This window comes from Enterococcus raffinosus, assembly GCF_018917525.1.
GTDB lineage: Bacteria > Bacillota > Bacilli > Lactobacillales > Enterococcaceae > Enterococcus_A > Enterococcus_A raffinosus_A.
In genome coordinates this window covers 1-17963 of record NZ_JAHLOS010000031.1, presented here as the reverse complement: position 1 = coordinate 17963, position 17963 = coordinate 1, and the positions used below count along the sequence as shown (strand labels likewise).

18 protein-coding genes are annotated in these 17963 nt (G+C 38.6%); 3 read left to right on the top strand and 15 right to left on the bottom strand.

The window, feature by feature from the left end; genetic code table 11:
• Positions 1-79 precede the first annotated feature (79 nt).
• Positions 80-955 (top strand): PocR ligand-binding domain-containing protein, encoded by an 876-nt coding sequence (locus KQI58_RS16460; RefSeq protein WP_216410120.1) that lies wholly within the window; start codon positions 80-82, stop codon positions 953-955.
• A 143-nt stretch (positions 956-1098) separates the two neighbouring features.
• Here the strand turns inward: KQI58_RS16460 and KQI58_RS16455 are convergent, their stop codons facing one another.
• From KQI58_RS16455 to KQI58_RS16410, 10 genes are all read right to left on the bottom strand, one after another.
• A complete protein-coding gene (locus tag KQI58_RS16455) occupies positions 1099-2022 on the bottom strand; it encodes an NAD-dependent epimerase/dehydratase family protein (RefSeq protein ID WP_216410119.1) in 924 nt (307 codons plus the stop codon).
• Positions 2007-2699 (bottom strand): type 1 glutamine amidotransferase domain-containing protein, encoded by a 693-nt coding sequence (locus KQI58_RS16450; RefSeq protein WP_216410118.1) that lies wholly within the window; start codon positions 2697-2699, stop codon positions 2007-2009. The genes KQI58_RS16455 and KQI58_RS16450 overlap by 16 nt, the downstream gene beginning before the upstream one ends.
• Positions 2696-3031, bottom strand: coding sequence for an ArsR/SmtB family transcription factor (locus KQI58_RS16445; protein WP_216410117.1), 336 nt, complete (start codon positions 3029-3031; stop codon positions 2696-2698). The genes KQI58_RS16450 and KQI58_RS16445 overlap by 4 nt, the downstream gene beginning before the upstream one ends.
• A 234-nt stretch (positions 3032-3265) precedes the next feature.
• A complete protein-coding gene (locus tag KQI58_RS16440; protein WP_216410116.1) occupies positions 3266-3751 on the bottom strand; it encodes a PTS sugar transporter subunit IIA in 486 nt (161 codons plus the stop codon).
• Between the two features lie 38 nt (positions 3752-3789).
• Complete coding sequence (locus tag KQI58_RS16435; RefSeq protein ID WP_216410115.1) at positions 3790-5064, bottom strand: apiosidase-like domain-containing protein; 1275 nt, start codon at positions 5062-5064, stop codon at positions 3790-3792.
• A gap of 57 nt (positions 5065-5121) precedes the next feature.
• Positions 5122-6549, bottom strand: a complete 1428-nt coding sequence (locus KQI58_RS16430; RefSeq protein ID WP_216410114.1) for an FGGY-family carbohydrate kinase — start codon at positions 6547-6549, stop codon at positions 5122-5124.
• Complete coding sequence (locus KQI58_RS16425) at positions 6550-7491, bottom strand: transketolase family protein (RefSeq protein ID WP_216410113.1); 942 nt, start codon at positions 7489-7491, stop codon at positions 6550-6552.
• The gene (locus tag KQI58_RS16420) at positions 7484-8314 is read right to left on the bottom strand and encodes a transketolase (RefSeq protein ID WP_216410112.1); all 831 of its coding nucleotides are present in this window, start codon (positions 8312-8314) and stop codon (positions 7484-7486) included. The genes KQI58_RS16425 and KQI58_RS16420 overlap by 8 nt, the downstream gene beginning before the upstream one ends.
• A 127-nt stretch (positions 8315-8441) precedes the next feature.
• On the bottom strand, positions 8442-9872 hold the full coding sequence (locus tag KQI58_RS16415; RefSeq protein WP_216410111.1) for a PTS transporter subunit EIIC: 1431 nt from the start codon (positions 9870-9872) through the stop codon (positions 8442-8444).
• Positions 9873-9915: 43 nt separating this feature from the next.
• Entirely contained in the window at positions 9916-11322 is a 1407-nt protein-coding gene (locus KQI58_RS16410; RefSeq protein ID WP_216410110.1) for an L-fucose/L-arabinose isomerase family protein, read from the bottom strand.
• A 261-nt stretch (positions 11323-11583) separates the two neighbouring features.
• Between KQI58_RS16410 and KQI58_RS16405 the strand changes: the two genes are divergently transcribed.
• The gene (locus tag KQI58_RS16405) at positions 11584-12606 is read left to right on the top strand and encodes a LacI family DNA-binding transcriptional regulator (protein WP_216410109.1); all 1023 of its coding nucleotides are present in this window, start codon (positions 11584-11586) and stop codon (positions 12604-12606) included.
• Between the two features lie 449 nt (positions 12607-13055).
• Here the strand turns inward: KQI58_RS16405 and KQI58_RS16400 are convergent, their stop codons facing one another.
• The 3 genes from KQI58_RS16400 to KQI58_RS16390 form a co-directional block, all read right to left on the bottom strand.
• A complete protein-coding gene (locus KQI58_RS16400; protein ID WP_216410108.1) occupies positions 13056-13340 on the bottom strand; it encodes a PspC domain-containing protein in 285 nt (94 codons plus the stop codon).
• 311 nt (positions 13341-13651) lie between these two features.
• Positions 13652-14521, bottom strand: coding sequence for an SDR family oxidoreductase (locus tag KQI58_RS16395; protein WP_216410107.1), 870 nt, complete (start codon positions 14519-14521; stop codon positions 13652-13654).
• Entirely contained in the window at positions 14521-14937 is a 417-nt protein-coding gene (locus KQI58_RS16390; protein WP_216410106.1) for a MarR family winged helix-turn-helix transcriptional regulator, read from the bottom strand. Before KQI58_RS16390 ends, KQI58_RS16395 begins: the two co-directional genes overlap by 1 nt.
• A gap of 348 nt (positions 14938-15285) precedes the next feature.
• Here KQI58_RS16390 and KQI58_RS22780 point away from each other — a divergent pair, with 348 nt between their 5' ends.
• Positions 15286-15870 carry a TetR/AcrR family transcriptional regulator C-terminal domain-containing protein gene (locus KQI58_RS22780; protein ID WP_216410105.1) on the top strand — a complete coding sequence of 195 codons (585 nt, stop codon included), beginning with the start codon at positions 15286-15288 and terminating at the stop codon, positions 15868-15870.
• A 195-nt stretch (positions 15871-16065) separates the two neighbouring features.
• On the opposite strand, the gene KQI58_RS16380 is transcribed toward KQI58_RS22780, so the two are convergent.
• Both KQI58_RS16380 and KQI58_RS16375 read right to left on the bottom strand, forming a co-directional pair.
• Positions 16066-16839 (bottom strand): CocE/NonD family hydrolase C-terminal non-catalytic domain-containing protein, encoded by a 774-nt coding sequence (locus KQI58_RS16380; protein WP_216410104.1) that lies wholly within the window; start codon positions 16837-16839, stop codon positions 16066-16068.
• Between the two features lie 108 nt (positions 16840-16947).
• Positions 16948-17838, bottom strand: coding sequence for a CocE/NonD family hydrolase (locus KQI58_RS16375; protein WP_216410103.1), 891 nt, complete (start codon positions 17836-17838; stop codon positions 16948-16950).
• Between the last annotated feature and the right edge of the window lie 125 nt (positions 17839-17963).

Below are 17963 nucleotides of genomic sequence, written 5' to 3'. Positions count from 1 at the left end.
TCTTTCATAAAAAGTCGAACGCTTAAATGACTATTATTTTGAAAAGGCTAAAACGAAGACATTTATCGGAGGTGGTACGTTGAATATAAATGGCGCTCTTGAATTTTTCAAAAAGCTTCAAGATTTTTCTATAGCAACTAGCTTTGATGTGATCGTTGTTGACAGAGACGGGAGGATCGTTCCTGATCTCTCCAGCTTCTCCTATTTTTGCCAAATAGTCCGTTCAAAACCAACACTTAAAGCTTTATGCCAAGATTGTCACGCCTTTGGAGGATCAGATACAACCAGGCCTCGCTGTAATAATTATTGTCATATGGGACTCATAAATGTTTCCGTGCCTATTATTCAAAACAATCAGTTGGTTGGCTCTGTATCAATTGGACAAGTGGAGCGAATTGATAGCACTGAAAATCAACTTACCCAAATATATCCAGTTATTACTCCCAGCGAGCTCTCTCCAGAATTACAATTGGCAAAAAGAACCGTAAAAACTGCTTCCAAGCCTCAGCTTGAAGCAGCTGCATCATTGCTTAAAACACTCATAGATCACCATTTCAACAGCGATCTTCACGGACAAATAGAATTTAGGTTGCCAACAGCTAAAATAGAGAAGCATCAAGAAAATCATTCAAAAAAAGAAGAAATTTGTAAGGCTATCTCCTATATAAATAAAAATTATGCAAGGGACTTAACGATTAAGGAGGTCGCAGATCACGTTTACCTAAGCCCTTTTCATTTTAGTCGTGTCTTTAAAAATGAGATCCACGTTAACTTCAATACTTACTTGAATCAACAACGGATTAAACAAGCAAAAAATCTCCTAACGCAGTCAAGCTTGAGCGTAAACGCCATCTCAAAAGAAATTGGCTTTTCACAGACAAGCTATTTCTGTAAAATATTTCGTTCGTTTGTGGGTACGACTCCCGCTAAATATCGAAAAAAAATAATCAGTTAGAACAAATTTAAATGTTTAAATCTAAATTCCAGCAAAAACCAAAGGAACAGGAACTATCAGCTTGATAGAAACCTGTTCCTTCATTTTTTTAATTTTCAGACTCTAGAATTCTTCAATGATAATCCAGGAATATCTTACTAAATCTAGTTCATTTCACTGAATATTAGCGTGAGTCCTTCTTCAAGTGTGGTGATGGTGAAATTTGGGAACGCCGTTTTGAATTTATCAGAGATAAAAAGATTATCGACAGCATATCTAGGCAATAATTCATCTAATTCGCGTACTTCTTTACTAAAAGGCTTGGCTAGTTTGAATTGCCATAGAAGAATCGTTTTATAATTGACCGGTCTATCTAGAATTTTCTCAGCAATAGCAATCATATCCATATACGTATGGGGTTCGTCACAAGGTAAGTGCCAGCTCTGACCGTAGGCGCTGGGCGTGTTTCCGATCAACGCCATCGCGCGACTAGCATCTGGTGTCCAAATCAACGTCCGTAATGCCGTTTTATTGACGGGGATCTTTGCAGTTTTATTTGCTTTAATCGCATTTAGAAAGAGCGTATTCGTGATGCTTTGAGTTTTCTCAGGTCCGTAAAATTCTGGAGCTCGGCAAATGACTGCTTCTAATCGCTTCTCCTCCATTTCCTTCAACACGAAATTCGCCATATCAGAACGAACCACTGCTTTTCTGCCTTTAGGGGAAAATGCCAGGCCTTCCTTCTGCGGCGTACTGTCTTTAGGATACATGTAGGTATTGTCAAAAAAGACAAGTTTGCTTTGAGATTCCTCACAGGCCCTTACGACATTTTTCGTAATTTGCATAAAATTCGTTTCCCACAGCTCAGAGTCCATGGGTAAACCAACAGTAAAATAAACAATCTCGCTGCCTTCAATCGCCTGTTTGGTCTGAGCATAATCCATTAAATCTGCCGAAACCAATTGATCTGTTGCATTGATTTTTTTAGGCTTCCGGCTGACTAGTCGAAGCTCTTTTGTATAATTGGTGGATAATTCTTTCGCTAATTCATAGCCTATTTGGCCATTACTGCCTAAGATTGTTTGCATGCTTCTAACTCCTCTAGATATAATTTTGCAACCGCACGTACCGAAAACGGATTTTGTCCCGTGATGATACGACCGTCTTTGATCGCAAATTCTTTATAGAATCGCTTTTTTTGAAAGAGGGCCTTTCTTTTTTCAGCTTCCTCTTGATTAAAGAACGGCACCACACGTGTTTTCCCCGCCAATCGTTCTTCGGCTTTGGTAAATCCTGTAATCTTTTTTCCAGAAATCAAAAAATTGCCCTCTTTGTCCTTGATGTTAAGTAATCCGGCGATCCCATGACAAACGGATAAAAGATAGCCATTATTTTCATAGATAGCTAAAGCAATTTCTTGCAGTTCCTTATTATCAGGAAAATCCCACATTACACCATGTCCTCCAGTGTAATAAATCGCATTGTATTTCTCCGGATCGATATCTTTCGGCTTTTTCGTGTTTACTAGACCTTCGCGAATGAATTCTTTGTCCAGATAAACGTTCATAATGTCCGCATTTGTATACTTCATGCTTCTAGGGTCTAAAGGAACGAACCCACCTTGGGGGCTGACAAAATCAACATCAATCTTTTGCTTATAAAGTTCATTAATAAACTCAACGCTTTCCCCCAACCAAAGACCTGTTGGTTCGTCAGTACCGGCGTACTTCTGAACGTTCGTTTCAACTACTAGTACTTTTTTCATGAACGATCCTTCTCATCGATTATTGTAATGACTTTGTCTAAGAAAAATTGCAGTTTTTTTATTTCGGATTGTTCGTGACTAAGGTAGTAAAAATTTTTCTTCCCTTCTTGTCTGTAATCTATTATTTTTGCATCTTTCAATATCTTTAAATGATGGGAAATTGCTGGTCTAGATAAGTTCGTTGTTTCTATTAACGACGTGACTTGTAGACCATCGCAGGTTTTTTCTTCAAGCAGGCGAATAATAATCGCTTGTCTTTTTTTATCTCCAAGTGCAATTAAAAAATCACTCAAGTCATGAAAATCTTGTTTTAGAATGGAATAATCAGTCAAAATAAGCTCACCTCTATGGTTTAATGGTTTAAAACATTAAACCATAGAGGCGATTTTCATGCAATGAATTAGGCTTGAGTTTTTAGACTCGGTATGGGTTATAAATTTTCAATAAAGCAAGGCAATCGCGAAAAATAGCCCAATCACCATAAATGATTGGGCTCCAGAAAATAAATTAAGTTAGTAATTTGCTGGCTTCTTCTAATGATCGGCTTGAATAGTAAAAAACTTACGCTAAATAGTCACTCTTCCTACACTGGCAGACTCTCTATAATGCCCATATTGCATGTCTTTCACCTGACCATTTAACTCGTCAAGATTAGTGAATACAACGATAATCTCTGTGGATTTTTCATATTCTTCTAAATAGGACAAATCGACTGTTGCTAGTCTCTTTTTTTCATTGATTTTTTCCCCTGGCATTACAAATATCTCAAACGGAGTTCCTTCAAGCTCCACTGTGTCAATTCCCATGTGAAGAAGGACCTCTAAACCTTGAGCGGTTTTTAGTGCCAACGCATGTTTAGTCGGGAAAACACTAATTACTTCACCTGAAATAGGCGAGAAAATGGCGGTTTCCATTGGTTTTACAGCAAAACCGTCACCCATCATCTTACTTGAAAACACCTCGTCCGGGACCGCCTCGATCGGAACCACTTCCCCGTCAACTGGAGAAAATAGCTCTATGCTGCTAGGTTTCTTCTTAAAAAAATTAAGCATTGTTTCATATCCCCTCAGCCTTGATTTCCTTACTCAAGCTATTTCTTTTTACTAGCAATAATCAAAACATCCTCTAGACAATTATGCGTAGGGAATATGGTTTGATTATCCTGTATTACATAGGTTGCTTTATGAACATTTTTAGTCGCTAAATCAATCAATGAAATTTTGTAATCGCTCATATCAGCTGCTAAACGAATACTTGTATTGCTTGGAAGATAAACGAGCAATGTGTTTCCATCCTTTGCATAGGCAACTCGGATCTGTTCATTGCCTTTTTCTAATAGCTGGTTACTTGGCTCCAAATCTGTGATTCCATTGTCCTCCAACAACTGTTTTAAAAAACCGTAATCCAATGCACCAGGAAAATTGATAGCATCCTGCCACTGCATTGGCGTGTCGAATGCTTCACCAAGATCAATCGAATAGGACGCTGAATTGCCATGCCAGCTCCATATACCGTGAGCGCCATAAGTAACTCCGGCATAGCCGCCTGATAGAACGGATTGCCATGCAGCCCTTCGAACATCTGCTTGTCTAAATCGGCCATAAACCTTTCTGGCATAGCCCATTTGCTCATAGCAAGGTTCAGAATTGATGACCGGTAGTTGAGGTTCTTTCTTGTAGAAATCCTGCGCTAACGTATACGCCATTTCCGGATAAGAGCTATTGTGTCCCGATTGATAGAAATAGATATCTAAACGATTTTGGATCACTTCCGGAATTTCTGAAAACCGACCTTTCACATGGATCGTTTTAAGCGTTTCCGGTGAAGCTGCTTCGAAATAATCAAAAGCTTGTTGGTAAGTATCAATTGTTTTATCAGTTGGAAAGTCTGTATCTCCGCCAATGACATAAATTGGTGAAAAGACATCGAAGTATTTAATGACTGTTACAAAGTATTTTTCAAGCAGCTCTGTTGGATAGACATTCTTTTCTTGATCAATCGCACTCGCCCACGTACCAGTCACATAATTCGACCACAAAACAATTAACGACAATACAAAACCCTGTTCAGTTGCAACCTTGCACATTTCTCTTGCTCTCGCAAAATACGATTCATCTAGCTCGTTAAAATCGAAAACACCCTCTTCAATCTTAAAAGGAAGCTGATCAAAATTTCCAATACTGCGATCCCACTGCGGTAAAATATTGATTTGTAGTGTATTAAAACCTTGATCCTTTCTTTTTTTTAGATAATAGAGCCATTCATCCTCCTTGATACTTGTAAAGGCACTCCAACAGGTATCTGCTAGGTAAAAAAAAGGTTCTCCATCCTTTAAAATAGTCCGTTTGTTTGTTGTTAATCTCACTGAGGTCACCTCGTTTTTCGTATTATAATTATTATACCAGAGCCCATTCTCCAAATATCAGTGGATCAAAGACAACCATTTCTGGTATTTCTCTGCCAAAGCAGGGGATTTCCCCGCTTGAATCGTATCACCCGAAAAAAGTTCAGGAGCCAGCTCTGCACCAGTTAGCTTCAGACAACCAATTGCTGAGAGCTCCTCGACAGCATTTAATTCCAAATTTTTATTCAAGAGTGCTGCCAATTGTTCCATCAGCTTATGATTATTTATCATTCCGCCGTCTACCTTCACTGTTCTGATTGTCGTTTCTGAAAGATTTTCCATCGAATCAATGACCGTTTTTATTTGAAAAATAATACTTTCCAGTACGGCTCTCAATAAATCTTCCTTCTTAGTGCTGCGCCGCATACCTACAAAAGCAGCTGTCATCTGCTGATCCCAAAAAGGAGCGCCCATCCCTTGTAAAGCGGGAATAAAGAAAACTTCCTCATCACTATTTTGGGAAAGGACATGATTGCTGGCACTAGCGATATCATCAAACATCGCCAGATTTTCTTCAAGCCAATTCAAGGAATCCCCACAAGAACGGATAACCCCTTCAAGTGCGTAAAACGTTTGATCTGTCGTTTTCCATGCAATAGTCGTTAGAATACTCGAACTGTGATAATTCGCTTTTTCTCCGCTTTGCATCATGACTGATGAACCAGTTCCCATTGTTATTTTGATTTCGCCAGTTTCCAAGCAGCCCTGTCCGTATAGTGCTGCTTGAGAATCTGCCATTACTCCGATAATTGGAATACCACGATAACTACCAAAAGTTGCTGAAGAGGGCAAAACCTCTGGCAAAGCTGAAAGCTTGATGCCAAAAAGTGCCGCCAAATCTTCATCCCAGCAGTTTTCATAAATATCATATAGGAGTGTCCTAGATGCATTACTCGGTTCAGTTACGAAATATTCTCCGTCAGTTAATTGCCAAATAAGCCAACTATCCATTGTGCCCACAGCTAAACGTTCTTGGGCTAAAGCGAATTGAATTTCAGGAATTTGATCCACCAGCCATTTAATCTTCGTTCCTGAGAAATAAGAATCGATCCTCAAACCTGTTTTTTCGCTGATCAGTGACTCGTTCCCTAGAGCAATTAATTCGTTACAAATTTGCGTACTTCGATTGCATTGCCAAACAACTGCGTTATATAAAGGTTTGCCAGTTGATTTATCCCAGACTATAATTGTTTCTCGTTGATTCGTGATGGAGATGCTTTTAATTGCCTGAGCTTCGAGCTGATTATCTGTCAAAAGCTGATTGAGCAAGCTCTTGACGTTAGCAGAAATCTCTTCTGGATCATGCTCTACCCAGCCCTGCCGAGGAAAAATTTGCTGATGCTTTTTACGATATTTCTTTATAATTTTTCCACCATGAAGGAGCAGCAGTTTAGTCGCTGAAGTGCTTTGATCTATTACAATGCGATAATCTCCGAATGCCTTCATCTATTTCACCATCGTTTCGCCCAATTTCGCTAATGATTCGCCATCCAACCCATAGTGCTTAAATAACTCTTCACTTGTTCCAGTTACTAAAGATTCATCTGGAAAAGCCACAATTTTGTGAGTAATCTCCGTTTCCTCTGATAAAGCTTCAGCAACAACCGCGCCAAGTCCGCCATTTAGACTATGTTCCTCAACAGAAATCACTCGTTTGATTTGTCGCGCTGCTTTGACCACTCCTTCGGTATCGAAGGGCTTAATTGTATGCAGGTTTAATACTTTCGCTGAGATTTTCTTTTGTTCCAGCAGTTCAGCAGCATCCATCGCTTGACGAACGGTTTCTCCAGCTGCAATGAACAAGATATCGGTTCCTTCTATCATCGTCACTGCTTTACCAATTTCAAACGGATAATCTTCAGAATCATAGCAATCCTCCACTGGATTACGGCCTAAACGAATATACGCTGGGGTATCGGAATGTGTTAACGCCTTAAACAACTGCCTTGTCTCATACCGATCAGCAGGAACTAAGACCTGTAAATTAGGAATGGCTCTTGTTACAGCAAAATCCTGTAGTGAGTGATGACTCATTCCTAAAGCGCCATAGCTAACACCACCACTGATTCCGACTAATTTGACATTCTTATTTGAGTACGCCATATCAACTTTGATCTGCTCGATACTCCGCATACTTAAGAAACAAGCGGGCGAGGCAGCAAAAGGCCGTTTTCCCATATGCGCGAGTCCAGCAGAAATACTGACAAGATTTTGTTCAGCGATCCCTACTTCAATCAGCTGATCCGGTAGTTGCTTCGCAAAATCAGCCAGTGATGCCGACCCGCGAGAATCACTGGTTACTACTAGAACGTCTTTATTTTTCTGTGCCTCTTCAATCAATACCTCGCACATTGCTTGTCGATTGGCCACTGTATTTTTTTTACGCATGAGCTAATTCCTCCAATTGCTGATCAAGTTCCGCTAAGGCTTGCTCCAATTCTTCTGGTGTTGGAACTTTGTGGTGCCAATGGGCCTTATTTTCAGCAAATGACACCCCTTTCCCTTTGGTTGTTTTAGCAATGATCATTCGCGGTTTTTTCGTTTCGTTTTGCAGACTAAGCAGATCAACTAAAGCATCTAGATCGTTTCCATTAACCTTGTGAACATCCCAGCCAAAAGCTTGCCATTTCCAAACCAAGTTTTCAACAGCCATCACATCTTCTGATGCACCTGTAATCTGCAAGCCATTGCGATCAATAATAGCCGTTAAATTGTCTAACTTATAATGGGCTGCTGCCATTGCGCCTTCCCAAACAGAACCTTCGGCTAATTCGCCATCCCCCATCAAAGTGTAGGTATGATAGTCTTTTTGATCCAACTTTGCAGCTAACGCAATCCCAACAGACACTGGCAAGCCATGACCTAAGGAGCCAGTGTTCATTTCTACACCAGCGACCTTATTATTCGGATGACCGATCAGACGGGAACCATATTGAGAGAAGGATTGTAGCTCTTCCTCGGAAATGAATCCTTTATCCGCCAAGACTGTCCACAAAACCTCCGCCGCATGACCTTTACTTTGGATATATTGATCTCGTCCATTCATAGTTGGATTTTTTGGATCAATCGTCATCACCTGATAATACAAAGCAACTAGGATATCTGTACAGGATAAATCTGAACCCGTGTGTCCGGTTTTACTGTTATAGATCAGTTGAAATGTCTTCTTTCTAATCTCTAAAGCCTTTTTTTTGAGTGCTAAATTCTTCATAAATAACTGCTCCTTATACGAGTGTAAAATCCTTTTTTCGAGAATTTTGGGTATCCGAAAGTCCCCATGCAAGACTACCCTGCACGAGTTCTTTCGGTATTCAAAAGTGATTAGGGTATCTTATCAACTAATCGGCTGCAATGTTCGTCGGCTCTATTTCAACAGCTTCCTCTGATTCCTCTGGTTCTTCTTCAACTTCAATCATACTGTCATTAAAGCCAAAGAAATATGTGGTGATAGCTGAGCCAAAGTAAGCAATGGCACAGGCAATCAAGAATCCAACAAATCCTTTTCCAATATAACCAGGCAATGTGAGTAGGCTGGTACCTAAAAGTGTCGGTGCGCCAGCCCCAACTGCTGCAACAATAGCTCCGGCAATTCCAGAGAATACCATCCCGATATAAAATGGCTTTTTATATTTTAACGTGACCCCATAGATAGCAGGCTCAGTAATCCCTGCAAGTACCGCGGAAAGTGCGGATGAACCAGCCAATTGCTTTAAATCTTTGTTTTTCGTTTTCAAAAAGACGCCTAATGTTGCTCCAGCCTGTGCCATGTTGTTAGGACCAGTAATGGTAAATAATGTATCTCGTCCATACTGTGCGATATTGTTAAATACAATTGGAACAAAGCCCCAGTGCAAACCAAACATAACGATTAACGGCCATAGTAACCCTAAAATCCCGCCAGCGATAATTGGGTTAAAGCCAACCATTGCGGTATAGCCGGATGCCAGTAATTTACCTACTGTATCTGCAACTGGACCAACTGCTAGATAGGTTACTGGAACCATGATCACTAAACTTAGTAGTGGGATCATAAACCGTTTGATCATATCCGGAATGATCTTTTTCAAACCAAATTCCAGCTTGGATAAGACATAAACAGAGATGATAATCGGAATTACTGATGAGGTATAGTTAACCAATACCACTGGTATATTCAAAAATGTAATCGACTCACCATTGGTAAATGCTGCAGAAAGATCCGGATACATTAAAGCTGATGCAATAGCTACCGCAACAAACTTATCTGCTTTGAATTTGTCAGCAGCCGTGTACGCTAAGAAGAATGGTAGGAAAGTAAAAACACCGTCCGCCGCCGCATACAGTAAGCGATACGTCCCCATATCCGCAGAAAGCCAGCCCATTGTCGTACAAAGAATCAGAAGCCCCTTCAACATACCGGCGCCACTCATCACACCTAGTGTTGGTGTAAAGATACCAGCAACCGTATCAATAAATAAATTAAAAATGTTTTGCTTTTCTTCTGATGCATCAGATGCTGTATTTACTTGTTTGCTCATATTATTTGCCGCTGCAATCACGTCGTAAACATCCGTCACATGGTTACCAATAACAACTTGAACCTGTCCGCCTGCTTCAATTACCTTGATAACCCCATTCATTTTATTTAGTCGATCAATATTTACTTTTTCTTTGTCCTTTACTTTAAATCGCAATCTGGTCGCACAATGAGTCAACGCGTTTACATTCTCTTTTCCACCAACATTCAGCATTATTTTTGCTGCTAATTCATCATAATTTTTCTTAGCCATGTTCATTTCTCCTTTTTAAGTCTGCGAAGCGACAAACAACAAATTATTCTCCTCTTAGATAAGCTTTTACATCTTCTTCGATTGGATCATAGAAATCAGGCTTGACTCCTAAATATTTACAAGCTTCGTATAAAACTGGAACAACATTTTTTCTAACCGCAGCAACATGATGGATATAGGGACCTTCAACTAATTTGAACTCTAAACGATTCAAATTCTCAAATTCTAAATATAGGTAAGTTCCTTGATTATAGGGACCATCGATTCCTTTACCCGTTCCCATTAACAAGGAATACTCTCCATTATCGCCATCAAATCGACAAAGAGTATACTCGTCTTTGATGGCACGAAAAGCAACGGAGCCAGGATAATCAAAGACAAAATGTCGTGGTGGTAAAATTGGTTTTGTTTCAGCAGTGGAATAAGCAAATACGCCTAAGTGCTGAAGCAGCTCGCCATTTTCATTTTCTGGATGGCGACAGTTCACGTCTGCGAAGATGGCACGATGTTCGCCTAATGAAGCCGCTTCGATCAACAGTTCTGAGATCGCCCCGTGAACATCTGTCTCACAGACAAAAGGAATGCCTTCTTCTTGCAGTAAGGAAAGCGATGCATAGGGTAAAATACCAATTTTATCCTGCAAGGCAGTCCAGCATTGAATCACGCCAGAATTACAGCCATATTTTTTACATAATGATTGTAATGCCACCTTTAGTGCCGCAACCATTTCCAACTCTGTTTCAGTAATTTGAACCTCCGTTGTCCGAGTAAAATAATCAATTGCCTCTTGGACACTTTCATAATTCTCCTTCTTTACCTGTTCGATTTCTTGTACCAGTTCCTCGATCGGCACTGGAGAAAGTGAAATATTGAATTTTTCTAACAATTCCCCTTCATTACACATCACTGTCCAAAAATCAAAGGGTCTCGGACCGACTTGAAGAATTCTCGTAGCTTTAAATGTTTTGACCACGTTGCAGACTCGAACAAAATCCTTCACGCCTCTTTCAAAAACAGGCGAGTCAATGTCGCAATTTTGCAGGTAGGTAAAAGGAACTTTGAAGCGGCGAAGCACTTTCCCGATTGCGAACAAGCCGCACTGCGTATCTCTCAAGCGCGAACCATCCTCAGCTGGTGTTTCGTCCTTTGGTCCCCAAAGTAAAACGGGAACATTCAACTTCTTAGCCAAGCGTGCACAGGCATATTCTGTTCCGAAGTTAACGTTGGCGATGAATAGCCCATCAATTTTTGCCGTGTTGAATTTCTCGGCAATTTTTTCTACTCCTTCATCGTCATACAATAGACCATCTTCGTTGATCTCTTGAATATCTACATAATCAATGCCTAGTTCATTCAGTTTGTCTCTCGTATAGTCGGCATACTCAATGGCTGCCTCGGCACTAAATAAATTTCTTCTCGTTGGTGCAAAACCGATTCTTATTTTATCCACGTTTAGTAACTCCTTCTTTTTTTCAAGCGCTTTCTTTATCGTAGAATATCATCCTCCCTAAACTGCAACAATATTAAAAATAAAAAAAATCGCAATTTTATTTTTAGTTTACTAAACTAAGAAAAAGAAATCGTTTTCTTGCGTAAAAAGCTAGACATCTGTTCCATGAAGGAGTAAAAATAATAAGAAGAGACTAAACTAATCACTAAACTAAAATTAATCGTTTTCTTCATTAAGTGAACGTTAAGGAGTAAAGACTATATGAAATTAGAGGATGTTGCCCGTTTAGCTAAAGTATCAAAATCAGCTGCTTCTTTAGCATTGAACGGTAAACCAGGTGTAAGTGAAGAAACGCGGAATTACATTTTACAGGTGGCAAAAGAAAATAATTATATCCCTATGCGGAAGCACATGAAGCAAGAAGAAGTCAAATTACGTATACGCTTCGTTGCTTGTACAAACGAAGATGTGATCACCGAAGAATATGATCAACTCCCCTTTTTTAAGGAGCTGCTGTCTTATATTACAACCGAAGTCAGCAACAACCATCATATTCTAACGACCAATAATCTATCGAAGCACAATTTATTCGATGAACTAACAGCGTTGGAAAAAGCTGAGACCAGTGATGGTATTATCCTTTTAGGAACCAATCTTACTTCTGCTCATATCGCTCCGGTCAATGATTATTTTGATAACCTAGTCATTCTGGACACCCAATGTAGTAATCTGAACTGCAATACGGTCACTATGAATAATTACCAAGGTGTCTATAGTGCTACCCAGTATTTATTAGAGTTAGGCCACCAAAAAATCGGTTATATCAAAGGAACGCCGAGAATAAATAATTTCTACGATCGCCGACGAGGCTTCAAGGATTCATTGAAGTTTCATCACATTAATCCAGATAAGCTGCCTAAATTTTATTTGCCTGCAATGGATATCGCAGTTATTGATAAAAATATCGACCAATTCAAAGCCTTTATTGACGGTTTGACCGCTATTTTCTGCGAGGATGATTACATCGCTATCAGTACCATCAAAACGTTGACAAAATTAGGCTACCGAATTCCAGAAGACATATCGGTTGTCGGCTTTGATGATATTTCCGAATGCAGAGTCATGACACCCGAACTAACGACCATTCATGTTCCGATTAAGGAAATCGCCAAAGAAGCCATTGCCATGATCGAGAGAAATACTTCTCCTACTGAACCAAAAAAACAAGTATTTATGAATACAAAATTGGTTTGTAGGGATTCTGTTAAAAGCTTGCTTAAATGATAAAGAAAACTTTTTTCAGTCGCTTCGATTTAAAAGCTATCTCTAGAAAGACCATATGATAAAAAAGTCAGCAAAACTTAGCTAAAAAATATTTAATTAACAATTGAGACTAGTTTTACCTCCATTTGAGACACCTTTAAGAAATGAAATCAGCGCATCATTTTGATCAAAATGATGTGCTGATTTCATTTCTCCTTTAGGAAAAAAAGTAATTATCATTTTGCTCGTCTACCTCGATATGCTCTACTTCTCCTTCACTTCAAATGCGAAACATCACCATGATTCTGTTAGCTCACATAACACACTTCTGATTCGCAGAGTTCCATCTGGACTTCCAACACAATCAACAGCAGAAAAAACTAAAAAAAGTGAACAACTGTTTTAGTCGTTCACTCGTGCGATTTATATTGAAATTCAAGTAATTTGAATGGTTTTTTGAAGCTTATTTTTTAGAAATCTCCCCAAAAATCATCAGCGGTTGTTTCTGCTTGTTTTGGTTGGCTTTTACTTGATTGGTAATAGCTGTGCTCGTAGTTGCGCGTGCTGCTTTTTGCATTTGGGATCAGGATTGCCAATAGGATATACAAAAGAATTGGTGCGCCGATCAAGAAAACACTAGCAAAGACATAGATGACACGTGCGACTGTCGGATCAATTCCAAAATAGTCTGCGATTCCTGCCAATGTACCCGTTAATACTCGATTGTTTTGTGATTTAGTCATTTCCTTATTCATTTTCTTTTTCTCCTTTTAGTTACCCTTAGTTTTTAAAACATACTTCCTGTTCCTGTTTGTCTGGAAGTTGTTTTCCTTATGACTATATTATGCCGAATCTCCTTTCATTCAGCATAGGGCAAAAGGCCGATTTTCGACTAAACATTTTGGCCCAATTCGTTGGTAGCCTTAAGACAGAGAGCTAGGATCATCCACAGTCAGAGTTCTAACAACAAAAAGAAATCAGGCTGAGTATATGAATCAATTTACCAGATTCTCCATATGAGAACTGCAAGTGTACCGAGATTTTTTATTCTATGAATCTAACAACTTTATAATAGGAAGTCATTTCTGTAGTCACTGATGAATTCCTGGATACTACGTGGTGGATGGTTTAAGACTTTCTCTACAGTGTTGGTTACTGTTTTTGCATTTCCCAACTGAGTAATCAGATAAAGCATCACCATCACATTTACATAGTCTTTAGGAATTCCTCTTTTTATCATGACCTGGCGAAATTTTAATAAGCTAGGCTTACTATAGGATATACTTACCCCTAAAATATGGCTCATATCTCGTGCTATTTCATCGTAAGTCAGTGCTTTTGGGCCGGTAAGCTCCAATTCTTGATTGATATACGTTGAATCTGTTAAACAAACCGCCGCTACTTCTCCAATATCTCTCGTATCGATGAAACTTGTTTTCGCATGACCAGCAGGGATGAAAAGATCATAATGCTCTCTAATATCTTCCAGATGAGTCGTACTTAAGTTTTGCATAAAGAAACTTGGTCGAATAAACGTGTACGGTATTTCTAATTGGCGGATTCTTTTTTCAATTTTGTGATGCGGGGTAACCGGATTTTTTTCCACACCTATCAAGGAAACAAAAACTAGTTGTTGAATCTTTTGCTGCTTAGCATAGGATAGAAATGGAAACATATCCTCTTTAGGATTCGATAGCTGTGGCGGCCGGACAAAGAATACTTTGTTTACCTCGGAAAATGCTTCTGGAAATGTAGTAGCATCAAGAAAGTCAAATGGAACAAAGCTTAGATTGTTTAGATGCTGAAACTGCTTTTGAACTTCTGAAGAAATATTGCGTACACCGACTTTAATGCTTATATCTTTATTTTTTGACAACATTTCAATTAATGGGAACCCAATATTTCCAGTCCCACCTATGACAAGTATATGATCCATTATTCTTCATTCACCTCTTTCTGATTTATTTTCATTAGTAGCTGATTCAACAGTTGCTGTTCAGCTGAAGATAGCTCAGCCAAATAGTTGTTAATAATCCTTTCACTAGTAGCTCGACAGTCATTTAATAAAACATTTCCTGATTCTGTTAAAGACAATAAACTGGAGCGTTGGTCTAAAGGATTGTCCTTTTTTATCAGTAGGCCTTTCAGTTCAAGTCTCTTTACAATACCTGAAACTGTCGGTTTATCCATATCAAGAATGCTTGCCAGTTCTACAGCGGTACACTCTTTTTGTATAGAGAGTTGTTGAATCACCGCCCATTGTTGAATGGTAATTCCCTTTTCTATTAAAGCTTGATTTAGGGTATACTTTAGTTTTTTGGAAATATTCATTAATAAATATCCTGTATCCATAATTCTGTCTCTCCCAAACAAATTAGTGTACTAACTATATAATTAGTACACTAACTATATCTGATTGATTTGTCAACTTTTATTGAAAAAAGACACCATCAAAAAAGTAAGCTTACTTAATCCTCCTCTTTAGGGTACCAAAATGACCAAATCACCGATTAAGATGATTGAGCCTCATAGTTGTAATGTATGTTTACTTCATTAGCTTCTGCGGGCTTAAAAATTGCTATCATCTTTTCAATCACAAACTAATCCGCCTCATCCCAACATGTGACGGTTAATTATGACCACAAAACATAAAATAGTACACATATGGTATACTTATCCTAAAAATGGAGGTGAACTTTTGTGACAAATAATGAAGAGAATAGAATTGATTTTATTAAAACAGAGAAACTATTAAATGATACTTTTATCGATCTTCTTGCTGTTAAACCCCTCCACAAAATAAGTGTCAAGGAAATCACAACAAAAGCAAATTTGAGTCGAGGCACCTTTTACCTCCATTATGAAGATAAATATTCTATTCTAGAAAAGATTGAAGAATCCCTGCTTAATGAACTACTAAAAGTAAATTCAACATTCTATAAATTTAATTTCTTTAGTCATAATTCTAATGAACCATTCCCCTATTTTCTCGATACCTATGTCTGGGTTTTAAGTAACAAAAAATATTTGAAAGCCTTGCTCGGGACATATGGAAATCCTAGCTTTCCAATAAAGTGGAAAGGGTATATCTCAGATTACTTTATCAGGACCTTTGAAAATAACGGTGTCTACATTAAAAATACGGATGTTGTGTCTGTAATGATTAGTTCTTTGTTAATGGACACCATTATATATTGGATACAAAAAAGAGAGGATGTGAGTCCTGAAGAACTCTCAATTATTGCTGGAAAAGCTATAAAAGGGGTGATTTCTTCAGGAGTTTAAATGCTGGAAAAAATCACTCCTATCGCTAATTGAGAATACTTACTAGGTAAACTATAGGAAAATAATTTTATATCTCTCAGCATTATCTCAAGGTTTCTGCGAGGTATCTTATTCCAATTTAAGAGAAATAACAAAAATCGAAAGCGAAACTACTCTTAAAAGTTCCGCCTCCGATCAGAAAAAGTTTAGTTATTATTATCTATAAACTACCTTGCCATTTCCGGCTACATATTTAGGTGGCACAACTGGAATTTGTAAATAGGAGTCATACTCATTTCCTGTATGAATAACATGATTGCCTTTTTCTAATAGTTCATGCTCATAGGTATCTATTCCACCTATATTTCTCCATCCTGCGAGAAAGACTACTAGTTGTTCTCCTTCATGCCAAATTCGACTTGTCGGATTGATTTCGATTTCAAGCGGGACAATTTCACCTGGAGATAGTTTTTGAATCGTTTTATACGTATATTGCGGCTGAAAATCTGTCGAAGCCTTTTCATCGAGCGCTCGCATCGAGGCTCTTAATGCTCCTGCTGTACCCATGTATTCCCAATCATGAAATACGTAGGTCGGTAATATCTCCCCGTTTGCATTCGCCTTCATAACAGTTACATTCAAATCTAAGTCATCTGCTCCGTCTGCTTCCACCCAGACCTTTAATTTGAAATAGCCTGTAAGTTCTGTATCCTCTTTAAACTGATAGTTGAAAGTAGCATATCCTTCTTTTGCATCATAAGATATCTTCGACTCTTCTGCGATTTGCTCTGTTGAAAGTCGTTGATTTGATGCATCTAAATACATCTTTCTATACTCTGTTCTTTCAATAGGAAAGTCAACTTCTGTCCTCTCCTTTTGGTAATCAAAATCATATGCATCCTGTACTTCTAGCCGAACTCTCGGTACCAGTTCAAACCCATTGTTGATCTCTTTTAAATAGCGATCAAAAAATTCCTTTAAGTCTTGCATAGAAGAAGGTGTATATAAATCCTCCCATTCAAATTCTCGATGGATACGAAGCCATTTTTTAGGGGAACGAATTTTCCTAAAGGCATTAATTGCTCCCGTAAGGTGTAATTAATGGCTCCAGCCTCCAGTAATATAAGTCGGAATTCTAATTTTAGCTAAATCCGCAACCTTATCTTCCCAATAGGCATCCATCGTCGGATGTTCTTCAAGCATCTTCATGTGGTCTTCTACTAATTCGCTCCCACGAACATCACGAAAGACAAATTCATTAAATCCAGTCATAGGAATTCCGCCTTTATTCGCAAATTGACGGTAGATATCGTTACTTCCCTCCCATGGTGCGATACATACTAAATGTGGAGGTCTCTCAGCTGCGATATACCATTGCGCCATTGCAACAGCAGAATTCCCGCTCATTCCTACTTTTCCAGTACACCATATTTGTTTGGAAATCCATTCAATTGCATCATAGCCATCTTCTCCATCTTGTTTTCCCCAAGGTCTCAATTTACCTTCTGAGTTTCCAGCTCCTCGGGAATCAACATTTACTACTGCATAACCTTGTTTACACCAGTATCCAGGATCAGGAGATTCAAACTTAGCCATTTTTGAAGATGTTTTAGGTGGAACCCCCAATATCTGCCATGTTTTTGGCATATCTCCAGGTCTTTTTCCATAAAATCCCCATGATACTATTGCAGGAACTTGTTTGATATCGGATGGACGATAAACATCTACATAGATAGTTACCCCATCTCTAAGTTTAATGGGAATATCTTGTTCACAAATAATTCCATTTTCTTCATACGTTCGTTGGTTTAGTTCAGGATAAAAACCCCATCCAGTAATATCTCGATCAATAAACTCCGTTGGATCTTTAGATTTCTTATAGATGACTTCGATTTCTTCATCACCAAACAGCTCTTTAATTCGCTCATATTCTACAGCCTTGTCTTGATCTTTTAACATTTCCATCATGGGTGGTTTTTTGATATCCATTTTTCCATTCTCCTCGTAATATATTTTTTAGAGTGATAAATCACTCCAGTTTTATTCTCTTGTTCTTTGATAATTTAATAACACTTTAGTTGCTTGGTGCTTGTGTGATGTTCTAGAATTGACTC

Coding starts and splice junctions, on each gene's coding strand:
- KQI58_RS16455 (WP_216410119.1), bottom strand. CDS start 2,022: ATGCAAACAATCTTAGGCAGTAATGGCCAAATAGGCTATGAATTAGCG.
- KQI58_RS16450 (WP_216410118.1), bottom strand. CDS start 2,699: ATGAAAAAAGTACTAGTAGTTGAAACGAACGTTCAGAAGTACGCCGGT.
- KQI58_RS16440 (WP_216410116.1), bottom strand. CDS start 3,751: ATGCTTAATTTTTTTAAGAAGAAACCTAGCAGCATAGAGCTATTTTCT.
- KQI58_RS16430 (WP_216410114.1), bottom strand. CDS start 6,549: ATGAAGGCATTCGGAGATTATCGCATTGTAATAGATCAAAGCACTTCA.
- KQI58_RS16425 (WP_216410113.1), bottom strand. CDS start 7,491: ATGCGTAAAAAAAATACAGTGGCCAATCGACAAGCAATGTGCGAGGTA.
- KQI58_RS16420 (WP_216410112.1), bottom strand. CDS start 8,314: ATGAAGAATTTAGCACTCAAAAAAAAGGCTTTAGAGATTAGAAAGAAG.
- KQI58_RS16415 (WP_216410111.1), bottom strand. CDS start 9,872: ATGGCTAAGAAAAATTATGATGAATTAGCAGCAAAAATAATGCTGAAT.
- KQI58_RS16405 (WP_216410109.1), top strand. CDS start 11,584: ATGAAATTAGAGGATGTTGCCCGTTTAGCTAAAGTATCAAAATCAGCT.
- KQI58_RS16400 (WP_216410108.1), bottom strand. CDS start 13,340: ATGAATAAGGAAATGACTAAATCACAAAACAATCGAGTATTAACGGGT.
- KQI58_RS16395 (WP_216410107.1), bottom strand. CDS start 14,521: ATGGATCATATACTTGTCATAGGTGGGACTGGAAATATTGGGTTCCCA.
- KQI58_RS16390 (WP_216410106.1), bottom strand. CDS start 14,937: ATGGATACAGGATATTTATTAATGAATATTTCCAAAAAACTAAAGTAT.
- KQI58_RS16380 (WP_216410104.1), bottom strand. CDS start 16,839: ATGCAAGACTTAAAGGAATTTTTTGATCGCTATTTAAAAGAGATCAAC.
- KQI58_RS16375 (WP_216410103.1), bottom strand. CDS start 17,838: ATGGATATCAAAAAACCACCCATGATGGAAATGTTAAAAGATCAAGAC.